Here is a 23,189-nt window from a genome sequence, read left to right on the forward strand (position 1 = left end):
CATGCTGCAGCTCTTTTTTTTGGCTAAAAATTAGGAGGGAAATAGATGTCGTCCAATCAGATGAAAGATATGTTTGACCGGGTTATTCATAACAAAGTGAGAATGGGCAATTTTGAGACTAAAGATCAGGATACGCTGTGTATTCGTAGTCTTCTTCAATTTCCGAAATCCGCATTTTCTGTAGCCGACTTTTGTGCCGGCAGTGGAAATGCATTGAATGTCATGACAGAAGGCACTGAGGCGGTAACCTTCGGGATTGAGCCAAATGAAGAGAAGTATCTCGAACTTCGAGAACGTGCGAACTACGCTCTATACGGGGGATATGAAGAGTGTCGTATCAGCAGAGATACCTTTAGACTCATGTACCTTAATCCTCCCTATGATAACGATAGCGAGACGTTAGAATCGAAGATGGAGCGTAAAGAAAAGCGGTTTCTTCGGCAGCTTTTCCCTTATGTTGCTGTGGATGGAATCCTAATATTTAATATCCCTCGTGGTCGTATGACCAAAGATATAGTGAATATTTTGGTGGCCAACTTGGATGATATCCGTGTATATGCCTCCCATGATGATACCTTCAATCAGGTGTATACGATCGGAAGAAAGAGGGCTACTAAATATATTGATAGGAATGAGGTACAGCGAATCTTGGGATTAATGCTTGAGGGAAGCGAACTACAACGTATTCCGATGGCAGAGGCCCCACTATATAAAGTGTTTCCTGGAAACATTAGCCCTAAGCTATTTCGCTCGAGTCATATCGACGTAGATCATGTGAGAGAGGTATCACGCCTATCTTCACTCACTCGTAAAGGGATGGAATGGTCAACCCCTAAGAAGCCTGCAGAACGACTGCAGCCGCTCCTCCCAGACAAAGAAATGCACAGAGTACTTAGAATGGCTTCTGGAAAACTGAACGGAAAAGTGGGAAGTGGGAAACTTCTTCATGTTCTTAAAGGGGTTGTCAAAAAAGAGAGTATTAGTACTACCGAGGTAACAGACAATGAAACCGTAATTACCGAACGTGAAAAGTTTACGATTACTTTTAAAATTGTAGATCGGTATGGCAACATTCGTACTATTCAAAGCTAAAAAAGAACGAATCTGGAGGAATAGAAAATATGAAATTCATGGAGTTTAAGCATAAAGATATTTATGTAAAAACACATACTTCTATTATTGTAACCCGTGAAGTAAATGAGAAAGATCGAAAGCAACAGAATGAGTTGGTGTATGCAAACGTCATTGATATTGATTCCAGAGTGCAGGCGATGTTTGCTCAATTTCATCATTCTCGGAAGAAAAGTGATGTTTTCTTCCGAATATCTCATGCACCACGGATTGGTGAAAAAGATTATGATAAGAGCTCACTTTATGTTTATCCATCCGGAAAATATAAGCATATGTCTTTACGCGAGGATGATACTTTTGTTACTGGGTTAGTCGTGAGTGAAAAGGTATTAGAACGCCAAAAAGATGGCTATATCATATTCGCATGGGATGGGAACATTCATGAGAAGCTTTTTTGGACCATTGATTCGTATTATGAGACACCATTGCTTGAAGAGTGGACACCTTATCTCTATGAGCAGCTAATAAAAAGTAAAGGCTTAGTTCCTTTGAACGTACATGATTTTTCAAATGATAATCCTGAATTGGTCGTTTATGAATTACTGGTTGAGGAAGATGTGCTTGATGGCTGTATTTCATTTGGTCTTCAGACTGGCGCATTAATACTCACAGAAGATGAACAAGTACAGGAGGTTGTCTAATTTGAATTATCCTGCGGTTATGGAAAAAAGCCAAGATGAGCTATTAGAGATCAAAGATCAGCAGTCAGGTGTTCAAGAGCAAGGAAACGAAGCAGAGCATGAGACAGAAGATGGGGTTATAGGAGCGGGAGAACTCAATACACTGATGGACATTGAAAACATAGGGGATTATTTATCCATGTTCGGAGCGGATTTAATCCGGCGCTTGGATAAAGAGTATGTGCCGATCCATCACCCAGGGAGAGATGAACCGCTTGAGATTCTTAATCATTTTAAGCGGCCTTTGTTTAAGTCCCAAGCTCACCTTGTAACTGCTTTGATTAAAGGTCTACGTAAATCACGTAATCTTTTTCTTATTGGTGAACCAGGCACCGGTAAAACGGCTATGAGTATTGCTACCTTTTTCGCACTGCTCTCAGAAGTTCTTCATGGGCGAGGCCGCGTAATATATATGGTTCCGAACCATCTCATTGAGAAAACAAAGCGTGAAGTCGGACTTCTCCTAAATAAAGAGTTATTTGAAGTCCAGTTTTTGAATAATTATGTTGATGTTATCCACTTAAGAGATAGCGAAAAAATGGAGACCGCTCCTACAAAGATAGAGGTCTATATTATTGCAAGGGATACAGCCAAATTAGGATATGTTAATGCTCCTGCAGCTAAGTGGGTAGATCGTACGTATACCTGTATCCCAAAGGGAGGTAGCGAGGATAAACCTATTACAAAAACAGCCTTTAAGGGATGGGTTTGTCCGGACTGTGGTGGTTTACTCATGAAAGAAGAAGAGAGAGATCTAGTACCGATGGAGTACGAAGATTTCTTTAATAAGCATGGGAAACCTACTCGAAGAAAAAACAATCTATTTTGTTCCAATCTGGTTTCCTATTTGAAAGCAACTCAACATGTCGAAGAACTTCAATCGGATGGATCCATTAGAAAAACACCCGTTTATGAAATGGGCACGCGGAAATGCAATGCTTCCTTGTGGACGGCGAAAAATCATGATCAAAGCAGTTACTCTGGGCAAGCAAAAAAGCCAGTAGGTCCAGCTCCACGAAAAGTATCACCGGCAGATCTCTTTAAGCGTTATTTCAAAAATAAATTTGATCTAGCTATTGGAGATGAATGCCATGAACGTGCGAAACGTTAGCATATAAGTTCCTTTGGAGCGAAATTGCTGGTCTCGATTTTTGAGATACAACTGATAGATTGATGTTGGGAATGAGGCCGCCATGTCGAGCTAAAACCAACAGCCTAATACTCCTACATGCTCTGTAAGATGATAGTCCAATGGGTATGAAGCTAGGTAAAGTCGGTAGAACCGCTCCTAAGTCATTTATGGAGCGGGTATCCCGCTCCAGGAAAAGATATGGATCGGGATATGCCGGGGCGCTATAAAATGTCCACGGTGAGAATGTCCCAAGGGTGGGACTGACAAACCTGCGAATGAACGTATCTAGAGGCATAAGCTTGGGGAAACCCTTGCTACCGTGTGAAGCGGGGTGAGATACCGATGAGTAAGATTGTTCGTTATGAAAGTCGGGATAGCCAACAATGGGGCTATAAGGCTCACGGGTACAAAGCAGGCACCTAAAGGCATATGTACAGCTAAATCTATCGGAACGTTGTAAGCAACAGACCTTCATACCAAACGGCTATCACCGGAAGGGTCACTATAAGGCTTCAGCCGAAATGTGTTTGCTGTTGTGAAAGTAGGGGCACAGTACCGTTGAAACTGTGGAAACACAGTGGAGGGATAGCCCCAAGTCTACAGATCACCATTCTACATTCTAGCTTGCTAAAGTTCATCCTTCGGGTAAGAAGGTGAGTTGGATTCACTCTTAGGGGGTGGTCCTACACCGATGAACACAAAGACGTCCAGAGGCAATAAATACTACGAATCAGTGGAGATTCAAAAAGACCTTTACGCCCAGAGTAAGAGCGGGAAGCGTAATTTCAGAGACCTCATGGAAATGATCATCTCCGACAAAAATATCCTTTTGGCCTACCGCATGATTAAAGCCAACACGGGTTCCAAAACCAAGGGCACCGACGGATACACGATCATACACATGGCAGAACAGGATCAGACCCATTTCATACAATTCATGCGGGAAACGGTATTAAACTACCGCCCGCGGGAAGTAAGAAGAGTCTGGATTCCAAAACCGAATGGAGACAAGCGACCTCTTGGAATCCCTAGCATCATAGACCGCTTAGTCCAGCAAATGTTCCTGAATATTCTTCAGCCCATCTGCGAAGCTAAGTTCTACAATCACTCATACGGATTTCGACCTAACCGATCGACTAGACATGCTATAGCAAGGGTGCAGACGTTGATTAACATCAACAAACTGCATTATACAGTGGACATCGACATCAAGGGTTTCTTTGACAACGTGAACCACAATTTGCTTATCAAGCAGCTATGGAACATTGGAATAAAGGACAAGCGCGTGCTGTCAGTCATCAGTAAAATGCTCAAAGCCCCCATAAAGGGTGAAGGCATCCCAACCAAGGGAGTTCCGCAAGGTGGTATCCTGTCCCCGCTGCTCTCGAACGTGGTTCTTAATGACCTCGATCATTGGGTAGCTAATCAATGGGAAACTTTCGATAAAACCCGCCATACTTACTCATGCAACGATAAGAAGTACCGAGCATTGAGAGACGGAAGCAATATGAAAGAAGGATTCATCGTCCGATATGCTGATGATTTCAGGATAATGGCTCGGGATTGCACGACTGCATACAAATGGTTCCATGCGGTCCGTAAGTTCTTAAAGGATAGGTTGAAACTCGACATATCCCCGGAAAAATCCCGAGTTATTAACCTTCGGAAGAAAAGTTCTGAATTTCTGAGCTACAAGTTCAAGACCGCTAAGAAAGGGCATAAGATTGTCGCTTTCACTTATGTCTCAGATAAGAAGACCAAGCAAATGCAGGGTACTTTGAAGAGACAGATTGAATCAATCCATAAGGACGCGAGCTCGGAGAACATCAATCGTTACAACTCGATCATTTTGGGTATGCACTATTATTATAAGTATGCTACCCATGCGACTGTAGCTTTCCGTGACCTTGATTTCCGGCTCATGAAAACCTTGAGGTATCGTCTTAAGAACATCGCATCCTATGAATATCCTTCAGGATTGCCGCCGGAGGCGACTTACAGGAGACACTATCCTGTCACGAGGAGGACATATAAGATCGGAGATTTGTACATCTTCCCAATAGGGAACATCAAGTCCATTCCGAACTTGAACTACTCCCAATCCACGAATCCGTTTGACAATGATCGAGATTTTGCATGGGACTCACAGATTGTAATACTTATGAGGTCCAAACTGCCTAACCGATCCGTTGAATACATGGACAATCGGTTGTCAGTTTACTCCATGCAGAAGGGACGATGCGCCATAACGGGAATCCCGTTACAAGCATCAGACGTTCACTGTCATCATAAAACCCCTACATACCTTGGTGGGGGAGATGACTTTAAGAATCTTACAATTGTACACCGGGACATTCATAGGCTGATACACGCGACGAACGAAGAGACTATTAAGAAATATCTCCACTATTTTAATCACAACGCAATGCAGTTGAGAAAACTGAACCAACTCAGGAGCCTTTGTAAGCTAAATAGGGTGTAATAGGTAGACTAGTAGATGGAACGCCGTATGAACTGAAAGGTTCACGTACGGTGTGGAGCCGGGGAAAAGGGAGCGATTGCATCAAACCCTTACCTATGGCTATTAACGGGTGGCAGCGCTCAAGCTCATGCTTTCCATGTATTAATGGGCTGTGCGAAACGGTCCATTGCAATGACCGGCACATTGCTCAACGGATATTCTAGTAACCTATTTGAGCTTATTTTTCGTATGTTTCCACAGCGTTTGAAGCAAATGGGGTTTAATTGGGGCGATGTTGGGAAATGGATCGATCTTTATGGCGTACGAGAAAGGGTAACTAAAATTCGTAAGGATAATGCATTGAATTCTTCCAGTAATGGATCTCCTGTTCGAACTAGTGTAAAGGAATTGCCGGCAGCTGCACCTCAGCTTTTCACGGACATGCTAAGTGACGTCGCCTGCTTTATTCAGATGTCTGATATGTTCGAAGTTTTACCGGAGCTGCAGGAAGGGCCCTTGAACGTTAAGCTTGGGGGAGAAAGAACCCTTGTATCCTGTACAACGAGAATTCACCGAAAGCCAGGACGCACTAAACGAATAGTGAAGAAGGGTATTCGATTATTGGCTCCCTCGTGGTATTTGGAAAAGAACTTGAATGAAGTATCTGATCTATTGCGTAAAGCTGTACAGAAAGAAATTGAGGCAGGTGGACAACCTGTCTTACTCGGAAGTTTACTTAATACACTTTTATCCTATCCGGATGTACCATTCAACTTTAAAGGTGTCTATCATCCTGACACTGGGGAAGAGATTGTCTCGCCGCGATATCGACTTAGCGATCGGTTGTTATATCCAAAAGAACTTCAGCTGATCAAATTCGCTAGGGCAAGGATCAAAGCGGGACGGAAAGTTGGAGTCTATGCTACGTACACTGGAAAGCTGGGTACACTCGAGCGCTTACAAACCTTATTTGAGGAGCGCGGAATCAAAACAGGTGTTCTAGAATCCAGTGTAGATGGGCCGCTACGGGAAGCTTGGATTGCGGAGCGGGAACAAGAAGGAATTCAAGTTATGCTCACGAATCCAATTTTGGTGAGTACAGGTTTAGATCTTCTGAATTTCCCGTCACTGTATTTTTATCAAACGGGGTATCGATTATCTATTGTTCGTCAAGCAAGCCGGCGACATTGGAGAATTGGTCAGCAGGCGCTATGTGAAACTGTATATAGCGGTTATAAAGGTACGATGCAGGAATTAGCGATCAATCTTATGGCCACGAAAATGGTCACAGCGCTTGCTTTAGAAGGACAGTTTAGTCAGGATGGTCTTGCTGCCTTAACGGAAAGTTCCGGAGGAAGTTTGGCGAATGAACTTGCCAAACGCTTTGTAGGGAACAATATTGCTGGAGTAGAGAGTGCTGAATCCATTTGGGGCAAGATGTCTGTTACGCCTACACATTTGGTTCCTATTACTCCAACAACAGTAAAAACAGGTTTAGAAGAAGACATTCTTATTGATAAACTTCCTACTATCTCTACGTATTTTGGAACAACGGTGGAAGAAGCGTTAATATCTTGGGCACACTCCATCGTTCCAGAAGATATGTATGGGCGCTTTGAACAACAAATTGAGTATGTATCCAATAACATTGATCTAGGGGTTGATGGGTTAGCTGTAACAAGAACTTCTTTCCTGGAACATTATGAACTGCATTGGGATCCTAGTAAGGTACGATTAAACGATATCGATTTCCGCCGCTGGTTGTTAGCATTGACAACTAAGCCGGTTGAATCAAATGTTATGAGAGATAACGAATGGAAGCTGGAACTTCTTGTTGAAGGAAAGACACCAGTGACTAAGAGGAAAAAGTCGTATAACGTTTCTGAGGGGCAGATGGTTTTTAATTTCTAATTCTCGAATAGAAAATGTGTATATTTAAAAAAAAGAGAAAGCAGTGTTTTGCTGCCTTCTCTTTTTTTCATACGATAGGAGATATAAAGTACAGTTGCAGTTTACCTTTATTATTAAATAATTCTGTCTCGATATTTATTGTTTATATGAAGTGAATAAGAAGTAATTTTTATTGGCTGCCCAGCTGTAATATTTGGAAGTAGTGTAACTACTACTAGGGTCTTTAACACCTAGCTCGAAGACTCCATTGGACATTCTGTATCCATTTCCTGTTTGCCAATGCCATGTCACTTCAGGATCAAGCCAAGGAAAGATTCCTAATGTATCCCACATCACCAATGGAGGTCTGGAACTAACAATACGATCCTTATATTTATCAGTAGCTCCAGAGGCATCACCGTTGATATTTGTTGCTGTCCAGCCACTCATGTGCATGTTTAGCAATTGAGGCGTCAAATACGACATATTTCCTGCTGAAGTACCTAAGAAATTAGACCCTAGAAAATTGTACATCCCATTAATCATTTCACTTTCTGAATTATTAAAGTATGTTTGCATATTATGAACTGACAATCCTATACTGTGTAAGTATTGTATTACCATTGATAGCGAAGTAGGCCCACAGGCACTATTGGGATGATTAACGCCGGATTGATACTGGTTCATTGAAGGAACGCTCAAGTAGTATGCTTCTGGATAGGCTCGTAGAGAAATAGCTTCCGATGCCAGATTCTGCTCCCACAATTGGGATGAGTTGGGGTCTACATTCAGATCCAAATCTTTAAGCACATTGGATAAAGTCAGTGTAGCAGTATCCGATAAGCTTTTTTGCTGTTGTACTTTTTCGTTAAATGTATTTATGCCCAACTCAATTTGTGCAATGAGTTCATCGGCATTCGCTGCTTTGGCTTGATTCTCTCCTCCAAAATAATAAAACTTCTTGCCTGCTTCCGGTGACTCTAAAGAATCTTTAGCCGGTGCACTACTGTATTCTAGTATCGGAGTTATATCATATCTTGCTCCAGAAATATAGTATCCTACGCTTTGTCCATCATCTAGAAGTTGGAAGTAGTAACCCATAATATTATCATGAATATCATACAAGTCTGCACGATGAACCACCTCTACATGATTCCAAAGCCCATAAAATTCATGCTCAGGAGTTATGGATTTGATATCGTTTTCAACAACTTGCATGGCAGTATCAACGGGGATTATTTCACTATTTGCACTTGCCGGAGGTGGGATTAATGCAGTAGAACCCAATAGTACGATTAAGAGAAACATAGCTATTGTTTTTTTTACAAACATTCTATCATCTCCTTTTGTTTGGATAAATGATCTTATTAGTCTATTTTCCTCCTTTAATTACATATTATACTATATAATAGAGTGAGAGTTATGATTAAATTAACTAAAAATGGTATTTAAAACAGAAAAAGCAAGGGATTCTCCGGATTCGGATGATTCCTTGCTTTTTTAAAATAAATAAGCGCATCTATTTTGCTCCTGCCTTACGTTTATCTAGTTCATATTGGTAAAGATCATGAATTTCTTTGTTTTCAATATCTTGACCTACATAAAAAACTAAAGTTGGATCACTCACGGGGTATGCATAAGTAAGGTATGTGCGGTGCATAAAATCAAAGTCCATTTTTTTAAACTTGAATTCAATTTGATATTTATTTTCTAAATAGACTTCGAATTGTTTTTTCTGTGCAATGGACTTCCATGGTAATCCAAAGAATAGAAAGTATACTCCTATTAGGAATATCAAAAAAAGTATAAGAAAGAACGACTTTTTACTGATAATCGGATTTTTCATTATTCACAACCTTCCTTGTGATGTAATTGTAAACGATTACCTATTACAACTATAGGAACTATTATATGACAAAAAAATTCTAATAAGTCAAAAATGGATGAAGTGTTCGTTGATTTATATGTTTTTTTCTTAATATTTCAAATAATTACTAAGTACAGAATTTATTTTGAGTTTTGGAAGTTCCGTTATATGATAATCTCAACAGTCAGAATAATGGAGGTTTTATCCAAATGGTAATGAAACAGAAAATATACCCGACGTGCCGATTATGTGACAAGCTTAATGCAGAAATGACTCATTGTGCGATCTATGGTGCCCTTGCTCCAGAGAATATTGATAATACTGCTATTGCTGGAGCTTGTTCTCTTTCTGGTGAGTACGTACGATTGCTTCATGCTTCACCGAATGAATACAATTATGGTCGTTTACCAGATGGTAAATTAGTAGATGAGGAAGAGGATAGACAGTTATTTATTTTTGATAAGAAAGATGAAACTGATAAATTTATAGAGAAACATGGGATTACTTTGGAACAATGGGCAAATTCTTTTTTTATTAAAAGATCTATCTCTAAGAATGAAACTGATAATTAATAACCAACCAATTATATTATGTAAATAATATAATAATATAATAGTATATATATTATTATGGGAGGCTAAACGATGTATGAGGAATCAGAAACTAAACTTATGTTTGATGGAAACCATCTACTTTCAGTGTATTCTCATGAGATATCCGTGGGAAGAAATGGGGAAATAGTCATTGAAATTGGTGATGCTATTGAAAGAAAACTATGGGATTTATCAGTGTCACGATTAGTGAGTTTAAAAGAGTTTTTAAAAAATGATAGCTCATTTAATGCTGAAGATAAAATTCAATTTAAGGTGATCCAAACCATTAATAAAGTGTTGGTTCAGAGAGAATTTATGAAAAAAAATTATCAGTTGAGATCAGTATTACTACCTGAATGAAATGATCTTTTGAAGCTTAGTGAGTGAGATATTTGTTAATCTAACACCTGGATATCGATAGTTTAGGAGCAACTTAAAACCTGAGCAATGACGTGGCATATTGTCTCTCCTGTATGGGTTGCCATATAGAGTTAAGACAAGCGACTGAATGAGAACGTTGTAAATCAGCTTTGAGAAGAATATTCTGATTATAAATTTAGTGCTACCTACGGGGGAGGGGATTGAGAAATGGCAATCAGTGTAATAATTAATAATCCGCAGAATGATTTTGAAAGTAAATTTTACATACAAGTTGCTTATCTGTCTTTTTTTGAAAGATGCTGGTTACCAGGCATTAATGCACTAGATTTGTGGTGGATTGGACTTTTTGAATTAGGCGTTGAGGTAACTGAAGCAAACTTACCAATTATTCTTGATGAACTAAATCAATTAAAGAATGGGCAGCTAATAATTTAAATGATGCTGATAAAGAATATTTCTTTGAAAATGTTGATCCGCTTGTGGAAGAACTACCTACTGCATTTCAACGTAAGGATGCAGTTGTCTATATAGGATAGTTATTTGCATGCTGAGGACACCGGTTTTTACTGAGTCTATCATATCAACCAAAACAAACCTTAAGGAAGATGATGTGTTCTAAAGCGCTTTTTAGCTATGTTGCTTTTTGGGTCATTATAGGTGAGATTACTATTTATGAAGTTTTTCAGTGTTCTTAATTAGAGTTTAGGAGAATAAAGTATAGAGAAGGTTTCAATTATGGATTTTTTTGATGATGATTCTCTTAATCTCTTAAGTGATATACATAATTATTTATTAATGTGTTTATAGTCTTTTATTTTATTAATATGTTTATTGTTTTAAGAGAGGAAAATGCTAGATGGCGTAAGGGATAAATATAGATTAGTGCCACTAAAAAGGGAGTTAAATGCCACATCAAAGGGAGTCAATGACCACAAATATAGGAGTATAAGGTATCACATGAAGGGGAGTCTAATGCCACATGAAAGGGAGTATAGGTGCCACTTACAAGGGAGTTATTATAAGATCAGTTGTACATCGTTTGTTTATCCCTTTTGTGTGGCATTTGGCACTGTGGTTGTCCAAAAATCAGAGGTGAATTTCATGGATTTGAGTGAAATCTCCTCTGATTTACATCCGAAATAAGTCTGTTCAAAGAGCATTTTAGCCTAAGTGCCACATAAAAAGGAGTGTTTATTAAGATAGCAATAAAAAAGTTACTATAGTACTCCCATAAGTGAGGTTTTTAGTTAGATTGCCACACTTACGGGAGTAACAATCGATTATATGCCACTTTTAACGTTATTGGACTCCTTTTCATGTGGCACTCTAGTTAAAATGCCACACCTACGGGAGTGAACAATCAATTATATGCCACTTTTAACGTCATTTGACTCCTTTTCATGTGGCACTTTAATAAAAACACCATCAAATTAGCTGTTTTGAGTACTCAGGCTCCTTATAATGTGGCATTAATTAGAGTTACAGCTCTGATAGTGGGTAATATTCAAGAAAAAAATGCCACATAGAAGGGAGTAGATAATACATTCAAGGTACAATACAATCTATATATTAAATAAAGTTTAGTGAGGGTAACGCATGATAGAGAAAGAGCAGTTAGAGTTCGATTTCGAACATGATGCCATCTCGGATCATTACATCGTTTCGGAATCTAATGCATTAATTGAGGCCAGGACTAATCTCACACTATACGAAGAGAGACTAATATACATACTAGCATCTAGGATTCATCCAGATGATACACAATTTAAGACTCATTTTTTCAAGGTTAAGGATATTGCTGAGAAGCTAGACCTTACTGAAAAGAATTTCTATAAACGCGTTCGTGATATTGTTGAGGGTTTACAGGATAAAAAGGTGATAATTGAAGAAAAGAGCATGCAATCCACTCTGTCAGCACATTGGTTAGCAGCAGCAAGGTACTATCATGGTAAAGGTACGATAGAGCTTGAGTTTTCTTCAATGCTACGCCCTTATTTACTACAGCTCCAGCAAAACTTTACGAAGTTTAAAATGTGGAATGTGCTTTATTTGAAGAGCTTTTACTCTTCCAAGTTGTACAAGCTACTTAAACAGTATCTCCCGCTCCAAAAGAGAAGATTTACGCTGGAACAGTTACGGGATATGCTTGAGCTGGAAGAAGGTAAGTATGTGAAATACAGTCATTTGAAAAATCGTATTTTACTATCCTCTCAAATGGAACTAGAAGCTAAGACAGATATAAAATTTACGTTCGAAGAGATCAAAAAAGGTGCTAAGGTGGTTGGTATCGTGTTTCATATCTTCCCGAACCCTCGTGGAGGACGTGAAGGATTAAATGATGCGGAATATATCGCGCAAGAAGATCTCATCGCTTTGTTAGCCCGTTTTGAAATTAATAAAAAGACAGCTAAAGAGCTGATCCATAAGTATGGTGAAGTACTTATACGTGAGAATGTACAGTATGTATATGATAAAAAACGTAATATGGATGTAAGTAATTTAGCCGGCTACATTATAAGAGCAATTGAAGATAACTACGCGGATACTAAGCGTGAGTATGATCCGGAAGATGAAGATGATAAAACCACTTCGCTGAAATGGTTAAATGATAGGATCGGCAAATCGATTTTCTTTTATGAGCAGTGTATTCGAGAGGAAATCACAACGAAAGCTGAAGGTATGCTTTCCATGAAACAAAAAATCATGGAAGACATTGTGGCCACCTCAGATCGGCGCTCCATGAACAATAAAAGACCTTTGCAGATCGAAGACTTCACAGATGGCAAGGCAAAAGAGGTATTTAAATATGTAGAATCAGAAAAGGAAGAACAAATATTACTTTAGAGTCCCTACCGTTGTGGTAGGGTCTTTTTTAAGGAAATCAATATAAAGGTTAAATGAATATAAACTAGTAGACTGAGTTAATTGTAGTATTTGAATGGGAATAGCATTTGGCTAACTGGCAGTTAAACTCGTGGGATAAGATGATTTAATTGGAGGTTTCGTATGGAATCAATATTAGATGTTGAGCTTGTGTATGTAGATGTTAAGAATCCTGCTCGAAAAGAATATGTATTAAGAGGACCTCGAGGAGAAGTCGGGCTTAGGATAGCCATAGAAGGAGCTATACGTCAGCTAAACATGGTAGGGGTGAACTGGGGTGAGGGTTGGAAAATAACATGGGATGGCAACGAGGAACTAAAGGACTTGGTTCTGAATTACACAGGGGCGACGTTTAATAGTTCACGCATAGATTTTTTCCGTGAGATCTATCAGATGCAGTTGATCTCTGAACCCAAGATCACCCAGCAAGGGGAAAACGAGACTTTTACGTTTGAAGGTCCCACGGATACGACGGTCGTGACGAAACGGCGGCGTGAGCAGCCAGGACTTCGCAAATATTTGTTAGGCAGAGGGGAACTGGAGGCATGTGCTATTTGTGGTACCTCGCTACCACCTGAGTTTCTTATCGTAGCTCATATCAAAAAACGGTCCAAAGCTAGCGATGAGGAACGCAAGGATGAAAATATTGTACTCCCTATGTGCAAATTCGGGTGTGATGCGCTATTTGAACATGGCTGGATAGGAGTTGAAAACGGTAACGTGGTGCCCATCCGAAGAGACGGAACAGACTGGTTGGTTAATAAAATATCCGAGCTATTAGGGAAACGGGTTCCCTCATGGAACGGTCCTGCCCAGGTATATTTTCGCTGGCATGCGATTCACCATCGGAGAACAATAGACTAATAATGACAACAGTCGAGGCTGCACGTATATGTATGGCAGCCTCTTTAATCTATAGGGCAGGGTAGTTGAATCTGTACGAATACATATAAGCTCGGGGTAATGTGGTTTACATTTCTTTATCTAGGGTTTATACATTGAACCTGCAACGTATAAGCGGCTACCTAGACCATTATTTTATGATGTTTAATGATGATTACCACCATCTACCGATATCAATCACTCATAGAGTTTGTTACGCTATAATGGGTGATGATAATGTTTACTGATCCAATGTTGCTAGATGAAGTGGATGTTCCATTTGAATCAGATCTTCATATAGCAGAACTAAAAATAGATGGTATACGCGGTATTGTTGGCAAAGAGAGCAGAACGAGAATATATAGCCGGCATCATAATGAAATAACCTCTCGATTTGATGAGATCACTGAAGCTGCGACAGCTGCAATTGAATTTGGAACCAAACTAGATGGTGAGATCGTTGTTTGTGATACTAGTACGGGAAAACCTGACTTTGCATCCACAATGGCGCGGTTTCAGTCTACACGGCAAAAGAAGATTACACCTGGATTGTGCTTTGTGGCCTTTGATATATTGTCATACAAGGGGAAAGATACGACCGCTTTACCACTAATGCAGCGTAAAGCACTGCTTGATGAAGCGGTGAAGGAGAATGAGTTCATTAAACGCATCCGATATGTAGAGCAAGGTTTTATTCCTCTCTATGAAAAGTGCCGCGAGCAAGAACTGGAGGGCATCGTGCTAAAGCGTAGAGATAGTCTCTATTATAAGGGACAAAGACCTCGGGGGATTTGGCAACGCGTCGTTGTATATAATAGAGAAGAATGCTTTGTCACGGGTTATTCAAAGAAAACACATGCTTGGTCTATAGGCGTCGAGCGCGGTGGTAAGATCATCCCAGTTGGTCTATTAGAGTACGGCCTTAACACACCGATCGGGAAAGCAACTTTTCCATTTCTAAAGAAGGCGGTTATTCGAGAAACTAAGGATTTTGTTTATGTAGAGCCATTTGTGAAGATAGAAGTTCGCTTTCGTCACTGGACAAAGGCTGGGAAGCTGAGATTGCCGGTCCTGGAACGGGTAATTGTATGATGATTCTAAGGTTAATGACCTTATAAATGAATCTTTCGGTAGATAATTATTTAAATCAATAAAAAAACAGTAGAATGCTTATTCTTAATAGGGCATTCTACTGCTTTTTTATTTTATATGACGTTTTTTTTCTCTCCTACGTTCCCGTTTTAACATCTGATCGGGATCATAGGATCCCTTTTGTTTTTGATAATGACCTAAACTAGCTATGTAAGCTAGAGTTATAACGAGAAACGGTAGAATAGCCCAAGCTGAAACAGTTGCAAGCACACCAGGAAAATATTGCGTTGCTGAGTAAAGTAATACTAAATCGAATAGCATTTTGCAAATTAGCGATGGGGTCATTTTCTCTTGAAGCTGCTTATCATGCTTATTATGTTTGTATAAAATTTGAATGAATTTCATGGATAACAGAAGGTATACGATCTGGATATATCCACTAGTTTGTAACCAATACATAACCGTATTACAAATCTCAACTGTTTTTAGAATGATTGGAAATGTGCTTTGTAGCACATGAGGTGCTGCACCTAATTTATGAATTGGAGCTTCTATCCAGGAAACAATCAATGGGATGAGCATAAATGGAGAGAAAGCAAAACGTATCTTGTCTAAGTAGAGCTTTTTATCCCATTTAGCAATGCTGAATAACTTATCCAAAATCTTAGTGAGGCTCTCTCTTATTTTTAAGAGCTCAATTCCTATTGGGGGGACGGGTGGAGGTCCACTCTCTAGTACAGGGATATTCTTGGTTCTTTTATGTTTTTTTCTTTGTTTTTTACTAGGTTTATTTTTGCTCATAGGCAACCTCTTTCTTCTCTAGAAATGATGAAGTTCTATGATGTTATATCCATTACAAATCTATACGATTTTATAGCTTAGTCGTTCCTGGATAAGGTGGACTATTTTGAGCTTTAATAGAAAAATAAATCACCAACCGAATTTTAATAGGCTGGGAACGACATTAACTTACGGGAGGATACAATATCATTCCTCTATTTATTCAGCATGTGGTAATATTTGATGAGATTAAGAAGGATGCTAGGAAATTTTCTTAGTCTTTCCTACTCTTTAGGGGATTTAAAGTGGATAAATACTAGGAGGACACATGAATAAAACATTTAGGCTTAAGGTACTGGCGTTTTGTATTTTAATTAGTATCTTTTCAGTGGGTTTAAACGTCAATGCAGCAACGGAAAGCGATTTTGTTACGAACGATCAATTGCAAAACAGTTTGGAAAAACTCAAGATGGACATGGCCACAAAAGAAGAACTTCAGACAATGGGTCAGCTACCAGGGGATACACTTACGAAGGAAGAAATCACCCAGCAATTAATAGATACCCAAAAATCAAGAATAGCTATTCTTGAAGGAAATATTAATGCTCTATTGTCGTTGCTTGCTGTTATTGTTGCTGGACTTACATTATTCGGTGGTATATTTGTCTGGATTTCCAAAAAGACTTTTTCATCTAAAGTGGAAGAGGTGGAGTTACGGCTCAATCAAATGAAGCAGCTTCATAATGAATCAATAACGAAAATCGAAACCGTAAGAGAACTTAACAGCAATCTTAATGTGGCAATTCGTGAAGCACAAGATTTGCACATCACCTTAAGTAAAAGCAAGAGAGCCTTTGACGAGGAAGCCGAAGGAATAAAGCAATTAAGGAATTATGTTGGGTTTTTAGAGCTCAAAGCATCGCGGCCAGAAATTATCCGTATATTTGAGAATAATGTAAATCAATCTAATAAGTTTATTTTCGAACTTGTATACTGGCTTGAGGGTACAGTTCCGCTCGCTAGATCCGTGCTTCTAAAGGCGACAAGCGTTTTAGGGGAGAACCTCACAAAGGCTGACGAAAAAATCCAAGATAAGCTCAGTTTCTATGAAAAATCATTAAAAGAAAATGAGGATAAATTTTGGGAACATGCAGCGAATCCCTTGAATTGGGAAGATTACGAGGAAATAGATATAGACGATTTTGAAGATCCTCTTAATGGAATTTTAAATGATTGGGAGGAATACAATAAGGTTATTAAAAAGTTGCATGATATTATCAAGGCTGAGATCAAAATGAACCATAAAAAATACATAATATAGAACTAAGTGGGGAATTTGCCATACAACCGCTGATCTGATCCTTTAACCAAACTTGAATTGTTAAAACCAGGGTAGTCTAGGACTTGATTTTCCAGACCATTGCCCTGGTTTTATTATTGGAACATCTAGTACTTTCATTTCGAATCTTACGATTTAACCATTCAGAATTCTGCGTAAGATCAACAATTCGTAACTAATCATAACCACATACGTATTCAGGTCTAATCTCTTTATAAAAAAAGGACCTCGAACATAGATTTCACGAAAACCGCGTGTTTTAAACATACGTGTTTACACGCATGCCATCCCCAGCGTCCAGCTCCTACGAGCTTGATCCCTGCATTTCTACTTCTTTCACTGATTGTTTGCTACTATTTTGTTTGTTCGATACGGCTGCTTAGCTACATCGATAATTCTATTTATGTGAATTGTCTTTTGGGACACTGCACGTAAGCATATTCACGAATCTATCATCTATCCAGGAAAGACTATGATTCCTATGTCTATTTCTGAATCCATTTCTTCAACATAGCCGATAATAAACTCCTGCAGGTGTAACCTGCATTTTTGGATTTTTTGGGTTTACCTTTTAACCCGGTTTTTGCCTTCCGCGCCGCCCCGCCCCCCAAACCATCTAAAATTGTAACTTGATCCGGATTTAGAAGTAGAGTTGAACTCTTCGACTGGGTACGTAGATAGCAAAAGAATAAACTCGGATATAGATGTAGAGTTGAATTTTGTTACTAAGTGGAGTCTAGGTACGGAGAGTGTTGAAGTGCGGTATAAAGGGAGGGGATACAGATAAAGAGGGGAATGAAGCGATTAAGTGATGTGAATACGTGCTAACACGTATGTTATAATCACGCGTGTTATGGTATAATTAGGAGTATAAGGAATTCTCTTTGAGGGGTTGTAACTCTGTGCTAGGAGCGGGATTTAGCTCTCCCCCATCGGGCGAGTTACTGTAGGGAAAAGATATTAAGATGTTACAGACTGGATGGTGATCGCATGAAAAGGCAAATGCCTTGGATACTTAAAGGTCATGTTACTTGGGTTCGTGATCAACTACTGAGAAAGTATTCCATAGATCAACTGAATAACGATGATGTTTGGTATTTCGAAGTCATAGAGGCTCCTGAGATTCACTTTAGAGGAATTAGTGAAACTGATATTGCACTAATGTATGACTACTTCTCACCATCAGCCTTAGAGATTCATGAGATTCAGCAGAAGTACGGTAATCAAAATGACTTTACTGTTGTTCTTGCCAATCTGATTGATTTATACCAGAAAGCTTTCCAAAATGCTATGAACAAACTAAAAGTAGTTTAATACTTCATTTATTTTTCCATAAGCATAGCGATTGGATTATAGAAAGGATACAGACAAATGAGAAATACAGATAAGGTTGAAAAAGAGTCTACGCTTGGTTCAGTCGTTAAAGTTCAGCAAGTCATTGATTTCATGGTTCTGGCTGAGCTGCAGAAGGGCGAGCGTTATGGTAAACAAATTGACCAAGTTATTATTCAGGCGCTTGATGGCGTAGGCGTGAACGATTCCTACCTGTCACAGCGATTGAAGAAGTTAGCCGAAAAAGGGCATGCCACTAGTAGATGGGAAAACGATAACCGCTATAACCGCTACTATGAGATCACACCTTCCGGAGAAGAGTATTTTCAGCAGCTGCTACGAGAGTTACCGGAAAAAGTAAACATGGCCATCCAGGTATATGAACGGTTCTCTAAAATCATGAAAAAATATGACTAATAGAAAGGTATGAGAGGATGGATAACTATCAGGAGATCATAGCTTCGCTGAAGCAGCGCTTTCCGGAAGGGACAGTAACACACAGAAAAGATAAGAAGGGGGTTTATATCCCCAACCAGGTCTATACAGATCGACTTGAGACTGCAACAGGCAGTGAGTGGGATAAGGAGATTAAGGAGCTCGATATTAGTGTGCCACACCGCTATGTAAAGGCGATCGTACAGATCCGTATCGGACCCTATACTCGTGATGGCTACGGAGTATCGATTATGAATGGAGATCCTGCTGCCGAGCCCAAGTTAATACGTACAGCGGTCGATCAGGCAGTCAATGAAGCTTTCATCGATGCGATTGATACTTATGAGATGGGATGGAAGGATCTCGCCCCCTACAAGCTTGAGGACTGGGCAGGGAACCCAGCGCTTGTACATTTACTACAGAGTGGACCACCTGCAGGAGTGGAGGATGGAGCCGCTCCAATGCAATCATTTGCGGTCTCTAACCATAAATGCCTGAAGTGTAAAGCGAACCTGACTAATGCCGAGTGGGAGCTGCTAGGAAGGATTCCGAATTTAAACCGCGAATCAATGGTATATTGCTTCGAAGATATACCGGCACATTTGAAACGCAAACTTCCGGAGCAAGTTTTGACTGACTTTGAAGATAAGCGAAACAATGAAAGGAGATCGATATGATATCTTCTTTACTCATATTATTAGCCTACTGTTTTTTTGCTACTAGTTTTTTCATACTTATCGTGGAAATATTTGATCATAAAGAAAAAAAGATATATATTTTCGTATTTTGTATATTGTTGTTTCTTATCGGATTAATTATTAGAAATTATGCATTGTCATGATACTTACCAATGGGAGCTAAAGAGTCTTAACTACCCATATTACTTAATTAATATATTATTATATTAGTATTTATGAGTGCAGATGTGTTATGAACGGTTCCCGCTCCTTTCACATCAACTGTAGAGTGGCCATCCTCTCGGCAATGGAAAAAGTCGATCAATAATTCGTTTGGTACTAATCATAAATACCAGCAGTGTGTAAGGCGGCAAAGTAAGATGCCAAGAAGTAACCCGAATCTAATACACGAATCTTTGGTATATTGCTTCGAACATATACCGGCATTTAAAACACAAACTTCTGCAGCAAATTTTGACTGTCTTTGAAGAAAAGCGAAATAGAGATTAAGAAATATTAGAAGTCTGAGTATCCGGGAGGAACTGATTTCTGGAGCTAGATCATCAATGTATAGGGATAATCCGTGGTAGAACTCCTGGAGCTGAAGACTTGATGAATCAAAAAGAATAATCCGGTACATTCGGAGTGGAGGTATAAGATGAAAGTTTCAATTATAAAAACAGAATATGGAATTGGTAATTAGTACATTGATTTTAGTAATGATGCAGTCAAACGTCTGTACGAGTCAGAAGACGTTGAAATTATATTCTACTAGGTAAGAAGACATATTGAATAGAGAGGATGTAACTATTATATGGCTTTAATAACGTGGCTTTTTACTCCGATTGGAATTTCTGTGATTGGCTCGCTCGCTGCAATTACTTTTGCTATCAATAAAATATGGGGCAGATCTGACAAAGATACAAATTGAATAGCGTGAGTGTATTAGAAAGGAGATGTTTCGGTATTGGGATATAGTATTGAGTGCTTTAAAAGCTTCAATGTAACTGAGGAATTTGGTGACTATATTTTTGAGAAATTAGGATATGAACCAGGGAATTATATCTACCCTTCCTCATTAAGTAAGCTTTATAAATTGTTTTCAAGTCAAGGAATTGAAGTTGATTTTGTTCCTACATTTGGAGAGCAATACTATTTTGATTGCTTAACGAAAGAACAAACAGAGTATATTATTACAAAGTTGAAGGAACCCACTGAATGTCTTCGGATTGTAGAGAAGAAAAACTTATTGCAGCTGGTGAAAAATGAATTGCCTGATTGTCTGCTTTCATTCGAGCATCTGATTAAAAGGTGGGAATCTGGATTCTATGTGATAGAAACATATTGAATAAATCGGTTCATAAAGGAGTAATCGTAATGATCAATGAAAACCACCCTGAAGGTCGTAGATATAAGCAAACTTTAGATGAATTTAACGCTAAATTGGTGCCATTATTAGATATAAGCGAAAACGAAATATCGGGTAAAATAAAGCTTCATGAAGCTCGTGGATCGGTGAAGGTTCAGGTAAGTTAATACTCAATTCAGGGAAAGAATTTAAATTCTACTTAGAAGAAGATGGAGAAATAATATGTGATGATGAAATAACATCACTTTCATCACATCTTAAAAAAGCCATTTTATTATTCAGAAAACGTGAAACTGCTCTCGATAAAATTATGTTCCCTGGGAGTTATGAAACAAAATGAATAGGAGAGTGTATTGAGATGGCCAAATTACCACGTATCTTCTTTAAAAAAGATAAGGATATGGTTAAGAATAGTAATCTAATAATTGGCCCTTCTGGATCGGGTAGAACATACAATTGGGTAATTGAGAGGGAAGAATTAAAATCATTTGCAAATTCATTATTAAATGCAGGTGATGTTTATTATGTAGATCTAACAGAAAAACCAAACAAATTTTTAGGTCTCAATCCAAAGTGTCATACTTATCAGGATATTCCAGATTTTAATGCCATATTAGAAATTATTAAGAGTCTATACGATGATAGAATAAAACTTTATGATGAGGGCGCGTCTTGCGAAGGGCTTCCATTCATAAATCTAATCGTTTACGAAAAAAATCAACTCCCTGAAAAATCGCTTCATAATTTACAAGCTCTAATGGACTACACATTAGAAAAGCAGCGGATCGCTAAGTTGGTTTTTGTACTTCATGATTCTGTCTGTTCCACAACATATTGAATGCAAGCGTACAAAGGGAGGGGAACCTATTGATTATCGTTACATACAAAATCACAAGGAATGAAATCGATTCCGAAGGGCAAATAGAAATAGCAGATGATGAAATGATAGGCTTGAATGAGCAAGAAAAATTTGAAGAAAAATATACACGGATACATTTCAAAGAAAAGTATTGGGACCGACTAGAAATATTAGATGAGCTTCATGTTCCAGGTAGCGGAGGATTGAGATCTGAAATCCTCTATGACTCTGAAATGATAATGAAACAAAATGAACATGGAGTGTTCATATGAAAGAATGGCTCTATGAGCTGCTTGAAAAATTGACAGGTAAGCACTATCACATTTTTGACAAACCATCACAAATAGAATACCTGGATGGAACCCATTTTTTTCATTGCCGTTGCGGAGCGATGGCAAAAATAAAAAGAATACAAGTCGTAACAATGTGGTGTCCACGCTGTCAAGTTTGGACGAATGAATATAATCGATTCAGTCAACATGATTGCGGAACTAATGTTCTTTCAACTAAAGACGGAGAATAGTTAAATCACGACTATGAGGGCAATGATCTTCAATGAATATATTCGTTCATAGGAAGGGTGTTTAATACGTGGAAAAAAGACCTGTAAAAATCAAAGATTCAAAAGATGTGAACTTTGATAAAGAAGGCGTTACGGTAAAGCAGGTTCATTCTGACAGAAAAGATCAGCAAAAATTTACTGTGTTGTTTAATCACTCAGGTGAGCCGGAATTAAAAGATTACTACGAAGATCAATTTGATGTTATAGGCAACGTAACATATTGAATAAAATCGTTCAGTTGGTTTTTGTACTTCATGATTCTGTCTGTTCCACAACATATTGAATGAAAGCGTACAAAGGGAGGCTTATATGAAAAAAGTTTCAAAAACAGTGTATTTAGATGTATTTTTAACAATATTCTTTTTTACCAGCGGTTCATATCTCTTATATAGTGAAAAATATTTAGCGGGCATAATTGGGTCTGTTTTAGGGGGGGTATACATTCTGATTACATTTATGAAAGTGACTCGTCTCATCCCAATTACTGGGAATAAGGATACAGAATGAATATTAAGTTGTATGGAGGTGTTAGATCCACATGTTTAATTACTTCAGGAACAGAAAGATTCGCAATATTTTCAGTCGGTTTCCTAGTATTGATTACACTGATAAACGTTGGCTGATTAAGGATTTAAAAGTCAGAGAGGATCGACTACGCTCTACCTTACATCTACATAGATCGATTGAAAGTAGTTTAATAGCTGATCGAATTGTGCTTATTGATCAAGCTATAAATATTCTGGTGTCGGATAATTATAAAGATAACCTAGAGGAATGCATGACAATTCGAATGGTTTATGAATCAATTTTGAAATGAACACCGTCTGAATATTAAGTTGTATGG

The 23,189-nt window shown here is 38.6% G+C and carries 25 protein-coding genes; 22 read left to right on the forward strand and 3 right to left on the reverse strand.

Going from position 1 to position 23,189, the window contains the following annotated elements; genetic code table 11:
• Positions 1-45 precede the first annotated feature (45 nt).
• The 5 genes from ACDZ28_RS00360 to ACDZ28_RS00380 all read left to right on the forward strand — a co-directional run bounded on the left by ACDZ28_RS00360 (position 46) and on the right by ACDZ28_RS00380 (position 7,315).
• Positions 46-1,092 (forward strand): DUF6094 domain-containing protein, encoded by a 1,047-nt coding sequence (locus ACDZ28_RS00360; RefSeq protein ID WP_280788536.1) that lies wholly within the window; start codon positions 46-48, stop codon positions 1,090-1,092.
• A 29-nt stretch (positions 1,093-1,121) separates the two neighbouring features.
• Positions 1,122-1,772 carry a hypothetical protein gene (locus ACDZ28_RS00365; RefSeq protein WP_076179615.1) on the forward strand — a complete coding sequence of 217 codons (651 nt, stop codon included), beginning with the start codon at positions 1,122-1,124 and terminating at the stop codon, positions 1,770-1,772.
• A gap of 1 nt (position 1,773) precedes the next feature.
• Positions 1,774-2,922 carry a hypothetical protein gene (locus tag ACDZ28_RS00370; RefSeq protein ID WP_375102306.1) on the forward strand — a complete coding sequence of 383 codons (1,149 nt, stop codon included), beginning with the start codon at positions 1,774-1,776 and terminating at the stop codon, positions 2,920-2,922.
• 712 nt (positions 2,923-3,634) lie between these two features.
• Positions 3,635-5,425: a group II intron reverse transcriptase/maturase gene (ltrA, locus tag ACDZ28_RS00375; RefSeq protein ID WP_280788538.1), complete on the forward strand. Its 1,791-nt coding sequence runs from the start codon at positions 3,635-3,637 to the stop codon at positions 5,423-5,425.
• A gap of 144 nt (positions 5,426-5,569) precedes the next feature.
• Complete coding sequence (locus ACDZ28_RS00380) at positions 5,570-7,315, forward strand: hypothetical protein (protein ID WP_375102307.1); 1,746 nt, start codon at positions 5,570-5,572, stop codon at positions 7,313-7,315.
• Positions 7,316-7,450: 135 nt separating this feature from the next.
• Here ACDZ28_RS00380 and ACDZ28_RS00385 read toward each other — a convergent pair whose 3' ends face one another.
• Positions 7,451-8,626, reverse strand: coding sequence for a hypothetical protein (locus tag ACDZ28_RS00385; protein WP_375102308.1), 1,176 nt, complete (start codon positions 8,624-8,626; stop codon positions 7,451-7,453).
• 187 nt (positions 8,627-8,813) lie between these two features.
• On the reverse strand, positions 8,814-9,140 hold the full coding sequence (locus ACDZ28_RS00390) for a hypothetical protein (RefSeq protein WP_375102309.1): 327 nt from the start codon (positions 9,138-9,140) through the stop codon (positions 8,814-8,816).
• 230 nt (positions 9,141-9,370) lie between these two features.
• Here ACDZ28_RS00390 and ACDZ28_RS00395 point away from each other — a divergent pair, with 230 nt between their 5' ends.
• The 6 genes from ACDZ28_RS00395 to ACDZ28_RS00420 all read left to right on the forward strand — a co-directional run bounded on the left by ACDZ28_RS00395 (position 9,371) and on the right by ACDZ28_RS00420 (position 14,992).
• Positions 9,371-9,733: a hypothetical protein gene (locus ACDZ28_RS00395; RefSeq protein WP_375102310.1), complete on the forward strand. Its 363-nt coding sequence runs from the start codon at positions 9,371-9,373 to the stop codon at positions 9,731-9,733.
• A 72-nt stretch (positions 9,734-9,805) separates the two neighbouring features.
• Entirely contained in the window at positions 9,806-10,114 is a 309-nt protein-coding gene (locus tag ACDZ28_RS00400; RefSeq protein ID WP_375102311.1) for a hypothetical protein, read from the forward strand.
• A gap of 228 nt (positions 10,115-10,342) precedes the next feature.
• A complete protein-coding gene (locus ACDZ28_RS00405; RefSeq protein ID WP_375102312.1) occupies positions 10,343-10,570 on the forward strand; it encodes a hypothetical protein in 228 nt (75 codons plus the stop codon).
• Positions 10,571-11,731: 1,161 nt separating this feature from the next.
• Positions 11,732-12,979, forward strand: coding sequence for a replication initiation protein (locus ACDZ28_RS00410; RefSeq protein WP_375102313.1), 1,248 nt, complete (start codon positions 11,732-11,734; stop codon positions 12,977-12,979).
• A gap of 162 nt (positions 12,980-13,141) precedes the next feature.
• A complete protein-coding gene (locus tag ACDZ28_RS00415; protein ID WP_375102314.1) occupies positions 13,142-13,882 on the forward strand; it encodes a hypothetical protein in 741 nt (246 codons plus the stop codon).
• Positions 13,883-14,137: 255 nt separating this feature from the next.
• Positions 14,138-14,992 carry a hypothetical protein gene (locus ACDZ28_RS00420; RefSeq protein ID WP_375102315.1) on the forward strand — a complete coding sequence of 285 codons (855 nt, stop codon included), beginning with the start codon at positions 14,138-14,140 and terminating at the stop codon, positions 14,990-14,992.
• Positions 14,993-15,100: 108 nt separating this feature from the next.
• Here the strand turns inward: ACDZ28_RS00420 and ACDZ28_RS00425 are convergent, their stop codons facing one another.
• Positions 15,101-15,793, reverse strand: coding sequence for a hypothetical protein (locus ACDZ28_RS00425; RefSeq protein WP_280788547.1), 693 nt, complete (start codon positions 15,791-15,793; stop codon positions 15,101-15,103).
• Between the two features lie 307 nt (positions 15,794-16,100).
• Here ACDZ28_RS00425 and ACDZ28_RS00430 point away from each other — a divergent pair, with 307 nt between their 5' ends.
• From ACDZ28_RS00430 to ACDZ28_RS00480, 11 genes are all read left to right on the forward strand, one after another.
• Complete coding sequence (locus ACDZ28_RS00430) at positions 16,101-17,093, forward strand: hypothetical protein (protein WP_280788548.1); 993 nt, start codon at positions 16,101-16,103, stop codon at positions 17,091-17,093.
• 1,020 nt (positions 17,094-18,113) lie between these two features.
• On the forward strand, positions 18,114-18,425 hold the full coding sequence (locus tag ACDZ28_RS00435) for a hypothetical protein (protein ID WP_280788549.1): 312 nt from the start codon (positions 18,114-18,116) through the stop codon (positions 18,423-18,425).
• A 57-nt stretch (positions 18,426-18,482) separates the two neighbouring features.
• Positions 18,483-18,860 (forward strand): PadR family transcriptional regulator, encoded by a 378-nt coding sequence (locus ACDZ28_RS00440; protein ID WP_280788550.1) that lies wholly within the window; start codon positions 18,483-18,485, stop codon positions 18,858-18,860.
• Between the two features lie 17 nt (positions 18,861-18,877).
• Positions 18,878-19,555: a hypothetical protein gene (locus ACDZ28_RS00445; protein WP_280788551.1), complete on the forward strand. Its 678-nt coding sequence runs from the start codon at positions 18,878-18,880 to the stop codon at positions 19,553-19,555.
• A gap of 967 nt (positions 19,556-20,522) precedes the next feature.
• Positions 20,523-20,903, forward strand: a complete 381-nt coding sequence (locus ACDZ28_RS00450) for a hypothetical protein (protein WP_280788552.1) — start codon at positions 20,523-20,525, stop codon at positions 20,901-20,903.
• A 29-nt stretch (positions 20,904-20,932) separates the two neighbouring features.
• On the forward strand, positions 20,933-21,091 hold the full coding sequence (locus ACDZ28_RS00455) for a hypothetical protein (RefSeq protein WP_280788553.1): 159 nt from the start codon (positions 20,933-20,935) through the stop codon (positions 21,089-21,091).
• 191 nt (positions 21,092-21,282) lie between these two features.
• A complete protein-coding gene (locus tag ACDZ28_RS00460) occupies positions 21,283-21,762 on the forward strand; it encodes a hypothetical protein (protein ID WP_280788554.1) in 480 nt (159 codons plus the stop codon).
• Positions 21,763-21,791: 29 nt separating this feature from the next.
• A complete protein-coding gene (locus ACDZ28_RS00465) occupies positions 21,792-22,055 on the forward strand; it encodes a hypothetical protein (protein ID WP_375102316.1) in 264 nt (87 codons plus the stop codon).
• Positions 22,052-22,306: a hypothetical protein gene (locus ACDZ28_RS00470; protein WP_280788556.1), complete on the forward strand. Its 255-nt coding sequence runs from the start codon at positions 22,052-22,054 to the stop codon at positions 22,304-22,306. The genes ACDZ28_RS00465 and ACDZ28_RS00470 overlap by 4 nt, the downstream gene beginning before the upstream one ends.
• Before the next feature lie 68 nt (positions 22,307-22,374).
• Positions 22,375-22,569, forward strand: coding sequence for a hypothetical protein (locus tag ACDZ28_RS00475; protein ID WP_280788557.1), 195 nt, complete (start codon positions 22,375-22,377; stop codon positions 22,567-22,569).
• An 85-nt stretch (positions 22,570-22,654) separates the two neighbouring features.
• Complete coding sequence (locus tag ACDZ28_RS00480) at positions 22,655-22,852, forward strand: hypothetical protein (RefSeq protein WP_375102317.1); 198 nt, start codon at positions 22,655-22,657, stop codon at positions 22,850-22,852.
• Positions 22,853-23,189 lie beyond the last annotated feature (337 nt).

It is taken from the genome of Paenibacillus sp. RS8 (assembly GCF_041956825.1).
In the GTDB taxonomy this organism is placed as follows: domain Bacteria; phylum Bacillota; class Bacilli; order Paenibacillales; family Paenibacillaceae; genus Paenibacillus_AQ.

Coding starts and splice junctions, on each gene's coding strand:
- ACDZ28_RS00430 (WP_280788548.1), top strand. CDS start 16,101: ATGAATAAAACATTTAGGCTTAAGGTACTGGCGTTTTGTATTTTAATT.
- ACDZ28_RS00425 (WP_280788547.1), bottom strand. CDS start 15,793: ATGAGCAAAAATAAACCTAGTAAAAAACAAAGAAAAAAACATAAAAGA.
- ACDZ28_RS00365 (WP_076179615.1), top strand. CDS start 1,122: ATGAAATTCATGGAGTTTAAGCATAAAGATATTTATGTAAAAACACAT.
- ACDZ28_RS00385 (WP_375102308.1), bottom strand. CDS start 8,626: ATGTTTGTAAAAAAAACAATAGCTATGTTTCTCTTAATCGTACTATTG.
- ACDZ28_RS00460 (WP_280788554.1), top strand. CDS start 21,283: ATGGCCAAATTACCACGTATCTTCTTTAAAAAAGATAAGGATATGGTT.
- ACDZ28_RS00440 (WP_280788550.1), top strand. CDS start 18,483: ATGAGAAATACAGATAAGGTTGAAAAAGAGTCTACGCTTGGTTCAGTC.
- ACDZ28_RS00395 (WP_375102310.1), top strand. CDS start 9,371: ATGGTAATGAAACAGAAAATATACCCGACGTGCCGATTATGTGACAAG.
- ACDZ28_RS00420 (WP_375102315.1), top strand. CDS start 14,138: ATGTTTACTGATCCAATGTTGCTAGATGAAGTGGATGTTCCATTTGAA.
- ACDZ28_RS00390 (WP_375102309.1), bottom strand. CDS start 9,140: ATGAAAAATCCGATTATCAGTAAAAAGTCGTTCTTTCTTATACTTTTT.
- ACDZ28_RS00380 (WP_375102307.1), top strand. CDS start 5,570: ATGGGCTGTGCGAAACGGTCCATTGCAATGACCGGCACATTGCTCAAC.
- ACDZ28_RS00410 (WP_375102313.1), top strand. CDS start 11,732: ATGATAGAGAAAGAGCAGTTAGAGTTCGATTTCGAACATGATGCCATC.
- ACDZ28_RS00445 (WP_280788551.1), top strand. CDS start 18,878: ATGGATAACTATCAGGAGATCATAGCTTCGCTGAAGCAGCGCTTTCCG.
- ACDZ28_RS00415 (WP_375102314.1), top strand. CDS start 13,142: ATGGAATCAATATTAGATGTTGAGCTTGTGTATGTAGATGTTAAGAAT.
- ACDZ28_RS00470 (WP_280788556.1), top strand. CDS start 22,052: ATGAAAGAATGGCTCTATGAGCTGCTTGAAAAATTGACAGGTAAGCAC.
- ACDZ28_RS00400 (WP_375102311.1), top strand. CDS start 9,806: ATGTATGAGGAATCAGAAACTAAACTTATGTTTGATGGAAACCATCTA.
- ACDZ28_RS00455 (WP_280788553.1), top strand. CDS start 20,933: ATGATCAATGAAAACCACCCTGAAGGTCGTAGATATAAGCAAACTTTA.
- ACDZ28_RS00405 (WP_375102312.1), top strand. CDS start 10,343: ATGGCAATCAGTGTAATAATTAATAATCCGCAGAATGATTTTGAAAGT.
- ltrA (WP_280788538.1), top strand. CDS start 3,635: ATGAACACAAAGACGTCCAGAGGCAATAAATACTACGAATCAGTGGAG.
- ACDZ28_RS00435 (WP_280788549.1), top strand. CDS start 18,114: ATGCCTTGGATACTTAAAGGTCATGTTACTTGGGTTCGTGATCAACTA.
- ACDZ28_RS00480 (WP_375102317.1), top strand. CDS start 22,655: ATGAAAAAAGTTTCAAAAACAGTGTATTTAGATGTATTTTTAACAATA.
- ACDZ28_RS00360 (WP_280788536.1), top strand. CDS start 46: ATGTCGTCCAATCAGATGAAAGATATGTTTGACCGGGTTATTCATAAC.